Origin of the sequence: Bradyrhizobium sp. Arg237L (assembly GCF_029990105.1) — a bacterium.
In the GTDB taxonomy this organism is placed as follows: Bacteria; Pseudomonadota; Alphaproteobacteria; order Rhizobiales; family Xanthobacteraceae; genus Bradyrhizobium.
Window position 1 is genome coordinate 1 of sequence record NZ_JAQMIL010000191.1, and the last position, 843, is coordinate 843.

1 protein-coding gene and 1 pseudogene are annotated in these 843 nt (G+C 65.7%); both read left to right on the plus strand.

Annotated elements, in window-relative coordinates; translation table 11 throughout:
• A partial coding sequence (locus OZ411_RS42920) for an energy transducer TonB (RefSeq protein ID WP_282532797.1) occupies positions 1-537 on the plus strand: 537 nt, incomplete at its 5' end.
• Positions 538-734: 197 nt separating this feature from the next.
• Positions 735-832, plus strand: a pseudogene (locus OZ411_RS42925) (energy transducer TonB); the annotation flags it as partial.
• Positions 833-843: the final 11 nt, after the last annotated feature.

Genomic DNA, 843 nt, shown 5'->3' on the forward strand with positions numbered 1-843 from the left:
ACGCCGCCACCTCCGCCGCCTCCGCCACCTCCGCCGCCCGAGCAGAAGATGATCGAGCAGCCGAAGATGGCCGAGCCCGAATTCAAGGAAGACAAGCCGATCGAGAAGCCGCAGGACGAGCCGGTCAAGGATGCCAAGAACGACGAGCCGCCGGGCCCACTGTCGCTTGACGCCCAGGCGACTGGACCCGGCGATCTCTTCAATCTCGGCGGCAAGGAGGGCGGCAGTCCTTATGGTGGCGGGGGCGGCGGTGGCAGCCGCTGGGGCTGGTACTCGACCATCGTCTCGACGCAGATCGAGGCGGCGATCCGGTCCAATCCGAAGACGCGCAACATGGCCACGCAGATTCAGGTGAAGCTCTGGGCCGACAATTCGGGCCGTGTGAGTCGGGTGGTCCTGACGCCGTCGACCGGTGATCCCGAGGTCGATGCTGCGCTTCGCAACGAGGTGATCGGCAGTCTGACGCTGCGCGAGCCTCCGCCGAAAGACATGCCGATGCCGGTCGTCACCCGAGTCACCGCGCGACGGCCGACCTGACCTGATCCTGATTTTTCAAAGCTGATGTCACGAGTGAGAGTTGAGGGGCTGATGATGTTTAACGTGAGAGCAGATGCGGAATGGCGCACGATTCCGCTTGCCGTATCGCCGTGCGCGCCTGCCTGCGCAACCCTGGCTATGGATCAGACCGCGACGGAGCAGTGCCCGCGAAGCAGGCCGACGCGAAATGGCCGGCACGCAACGACGTGCTGGACGGTCTGACGCTGCGGGGCCGCCGCCGAAGGACATGCCGATGCCGATGGTGACGCGCCTAACGGCGCGTCGGCCGAGCTAACGCGACTCTGA